The sequence below is a fragment of the Halorubrum tibetense genome, from assembly GCF_042661865.1.
GTDB classification, from domain to species: Archaea; Halobacteriota; Halobacteria; order Halobacteriales; family Haloferacaceae; genus Halorubrum; species Halorubrum tibetense.
On sequence record NZ_JBHSWW010000237.1, the window covers coordinates 1 to 3777 of the forward strand.

General features: G+C 67.3%; 4 protein-coding genes. All 4 read right to left on the bottom strand.

Going from position 1 to position 3777, the window contains the following annotated elements; genetic code table 11:
- On the bottom strand, positions 1–754 hold a 754-nt coding region (locus ACFQEU_RS12710), incomplete at its 3' end, for a PLP-dependent aminotransferase family protein (protein ID WP_465261143.1).
- A 136-nt stretch (positions 755–890) separates the two neighbouring features.
- The gene (gcvH, locus tag ACFQEU_RS12715; protein ID WP_379782709.1) at positions 891–1274 is read right to left on the bottom strand and encodes a glycine cleavage system protein GcvH; all 384 of its coding nucleotides are present in this window, start codon (positions 1272–1274) and stop codon (positions 891–893) included.
- A gap of 281 nt (positions 1275–1555) precedes the next feature.
- Positions 1556–2446, bottom strand: a complete 891-nt coding sequence (locus ACFQEU_RS12720) for an NAD-dependent epimerase/dehydratase family protein (protein WP_379782712.1) — start codon at positions 2444–2446, stop codon at positions 1556–1558.
- An 86-nt stretch (positions 2447–2532) separates the two neighbouring features.
- Positions 2533–3477, bottom strand: coding sequence for a mannonate dehydratase (locus tag ACFQEU_RS12725; protein ID WP_379782715.1), 945 nt, complete (start codon positions 3475–3477; stop codon positions 2533–2535).
- Between the last annotated feature and the right edge of the window lie 300 nt (positions 3478–3777).

Here is a 3777-nt window from a genome sequence, read left to right on the forward strand (position 1 = left end):
GCCCGAGCACGCCGGCCTCGCCGACGACGACGTCGGCCCCGACGCTCGCCGGCTCCTCGAGAACCGAGAGCGCGACGACGTCCGCGCCGAGCGTGAACAGCGCGTCGTGCTCGCTCGCGAGGTCGCCGACCGCCGAGAGCCGTTCCTCGATACAGCCACGGACCGTCGGGTTCTCCGCGTACACCATGACGACGTCGTCGCCAAGGCGGTCAGCGAGCGCGTCGACGTCGACGATGCCGTCGTCCATCGGATACGATTCGACGGTCAGATCCGCGCCCGCACAGTAGTTCTCCAGGACGGCCGCCTTGCCCTCGCGGAGGTGTTCGGGGACGACGACGACGTCGCCGCTCGTCGAGCGAACACGGTCCGCGAGCGTCGCGGCCTCCGCGAGGCCGGTCGCCGCGTCGTACATCGAGCAGTTGGCGACCGGGAGCCCGGTCAGCTCGACGAGCATCGACTGGTACTCGAACAGCACCTGTAGGAAGCCCTGTGAGACCTCCGGCTGGTACTGCGTGTAGCTCGTGATGAACTCCGCGCGGTCCGAGAGGTGATCGACGACGCTCGGAACGTAGTGGCCGTAGTGCCCCCGACCGAGGAACTCGACGAGGTCGTCGTTGCGGTCGAACAGCTGGGCGCACTCCCGGCGTATCCCCCGCTCGCTCCGGGGATCGATCCCGAACTCGCCGTCGAACGCGACCGTTTCGGGAATATCGAACAGGGCTTCCTCGTCGTCGACGTCGATCGCATCGAGCATCGCCGCGGTGTCGGCGTCGGTGTGAGGCGCATAGGGGCTACCGCTCACCGTCGCTCACCTCGTCGTCCGTCGGTGCCCGACTGACGGCCGGTGTGGCCGCGGGCAGATGTGTGTCGTGTCATGTATCTGTGGGCCCTCACGCGATCTGCTCGTCGTACTCGCTCGGGTCGAGCAGTTCCGCGAAGTCGACGCCGTCGCTCGGCTCGACTTCGATCATCCAGCCGTCACCGTACGGGTCGTCGTTGACCAGCTCGGGGCTGTCGAACAGCGCCTCGTTGACTGCGACGACCTCGCCGGAGACGGGCGAGTAGAGGTCGGAAACCGCCTTGATCGACTCGACGACACCGAACGCCTCGCCTGCCGTGACCTCGTCGCCGGCCGCCGGAAGTTCGACGAACACCACGTCGCCCAGCTCGTCTTGAGCGAACGCGGAGATACCGACCCGAACGGTGTCGCCGTCCGCAGTCGTCCATTCGTGCGATTCCAGGTACCGTAACTCGTCGGGAACTTCGAAGCTCATTGTAGGGTGTCTCGTGGTCCCTGTTCCCACCCGATCGCGACGAATTCAACGGGCGTCACGGCGAGCACGGCCGATACCACGCCGGGCACGGCCGGGACCGCGACGAGCGTGACTGGGTCGCCGGCGGGTACGGTGTCGCGGTCGTCATCAGGTGGGAACGGTCCACGGTTCGCGTACGTAACCCTTCCGAGGACGAGGAAATAAAAGGTGTGTTCCCGGCGGTCCGTCCCGCTTCACTGTTCACGGTCGGCGGCGTCCGTCCGAGGTCCGGAAGACGGTTCTCAGTCCCGCCAGCTGTGTTCCGGCTGCCAGTCGAGCAGCGCGTCCGCCTTCGAGAGGTCGACGATCCCTTCCGTGCCGTCGAACCCCTCGAACCCGTCCCGTCGTTCGGCGTCGGGATAGAACGCCTCGACCACCTCGGTAGTGGGTGCGTCGGCAGTCGTGTCGCCTGCGACGGCCCAGAACGCCTCGTGGCCCTCGAACTCCGCCTCGACGGCCTTCCGCGCGATCCGCGTCGCGTCCGCGACGGCGAGATATGAGAACAGCACCTCCCGGCCGGTGGCGGGGTGGACGTCGGCGAGCGCGTCGAGCGACCGATCGGCCTCCCGGAACTGTTCACGCATCTCCTCGTCGGTCGTCACCCAGGGGTATCGGAGCGAGGCGATCGTCAGGTCACAGGAAGGCCGTCGGCCGAACCCGTCGGCGGTCACCTCCATGGCGTGTTTCGCGATCCCGTAGGCGTCGTCCGGCGTCCGCGGGTGGTCCTCGTCGACCGGGAGGTACCGAACGTCGGCCGGCCGCTCCTGATGTTCGCTGCCTATCGCGTTGATGCTGGAGGGGAGCACGACGGACTCCAGTCCGAGCGCGTCCGCGGCCTCGAGGACGTGTGCCGCCGACAACACGTTACTCTCGTACACGCGATGGTCCGCGTTGCGGTAGGGATTCGGGATCGTCCCCATGTGGATGACCGCGTCCGCGTCGTACTTCGCGAGCGCGCCGTACGTCTCGCCGGCGTCGAGGAGGTCAGTCGTGACGTACCGGTCCGAGACCTCCTCGCGTCGTTTCCCCCGAGACACGTTCACCGTCTCGTAACCGTGTTCGGAGCAGTGTTCGAGTATCGCTTCGCCGATCTTACCGTTGCCGCCAGTTACCGCGATCGTGTCGAGCGTCATGATGGTATCGTGAGTGGTGTGATGTGTTCGAGTCGTGAGTGCGTATCCGAGCCGAGATCTGTTCGAGCCGAGAGCGGGCGTTCGCGCTACTCCAGGAGGCCCTTGATGTAGCCGATGGCGAACAGCCGCCCCATGTCCGTGTACCCAGCCATGGCGTCCTCGCGGTCCTGTTCACCGACCATCCGCGGGACGTGGTCGGGGCGGATCGGCCCGTCGAACCCCGCCTGCATATACGCCTCGATGGCGGCTTTCATGTCCGTCGGTCCCTCGTCGTGCCACGTCTCCACGAACTTCCGCTCGTCGCCCTCGACGTCGCGGAAGTGGACGAAGTGGATCCGGTCGCCGAACTCGCGGATCGCCTCGACGGTGTCGCCGGCCATCGCCGAGAAGTTCCCTTGACAGAACGTGACGCCGTGGCGCTCGCTGTCGTGAAGTGACAGGATCCGGCGGTAGTCCTCAACCGACTGGACGATCCGCGGCACGCCACGAACGGGCGAGGTCGGCGGGTCGTCGGGGTGGAGGGCGAGGTTCACGCCGTACTCCTCGGCGACGGGAACGACCTCGTCGAGGAAGTACTCGAGGTTCTCCCACAGCTCCGCCTCGGTGATGTCCGCGGCCGCGTGGTCCGGGGCCCGCTCCATCCACTCGTGGTCGTAGCCGATCCGCTGGGAATCCCCGCGACCGGGAACCGAGTCGGAGGTCCGGATGACGCCGAGCGGGTTCTCGGTCCACACCCAACAGTAGGTGTCGATACCGAGCCGCCCCATGTTCTCGATCAGCGTTTTCACCGTCTCGATCTCCGCGTCTCGACCGTCTTCCCCGAGAACCGTCTTCTCCATCGGCGGGCGGTCCTCGACGACATCGAGCGAGAACCCGTGGTCCGCGAACCGAGTGACCGTGCGCTGGAGGGTGTCGTACTCCCACCAGTCGTCGACGCCCCAGAAGCGGACGACTGCGGTGTCGAGTCCGAGCTGTTTCGCGATGGTCCACCGCCGGTCGGGGCGCGGCGGAAGCATCACGGTCGGGTCCATGTCGGTGCCACCGGCGGTGTCGCTCCCGCCGGCGATGTCGGTTCCGTCGTCGGTGTCGTGGTTCGTAGTCATGCGGATCGGTGTGTGTCGGGGAGGGTAATCGGCATCGGTTCGTGCTCCGTTCGTCGCCGGCCGGTGACCGTCACGGCTCCCGCGCTTCCGCACGCAGTCGGGTCGACCGGTGCCGCTCGTAGCCCGCACCGAGCGGGTGATAGTCGGGTTCGACGCCAGGCGGATCCGGGGCCACGAGCCCGCCACCGGCGTCGGGGGCGAGCCGCTTCTCGTACCAGACGCCCGCCG

Excerpts from the sequence above, each read along its gene's own strand:
- gcvH (WP_379782709.1), bottom strand. The coding sequence starts at position 1,274 with ATGAGCTTCGAAGTTCCCGACGAGTTACGGTACCTGGAATCGCACGAA.
- ACFQEU_RS12720 (WP_379782712.1), bottom strand. The coding sequence starts at position 2,446 with ATGACGCTCGACACGATCGCGGTAACTGGCGGCAACGGTAAGATCGGC.
- ACFQEU_RS12725 (WP_379782715.1), bottom strand. The coding sequence starts at position 3,477 with ATGGACCCGACCGTGATGCTTCCGCCGCGCCCCGACCGGCGGTGGACC.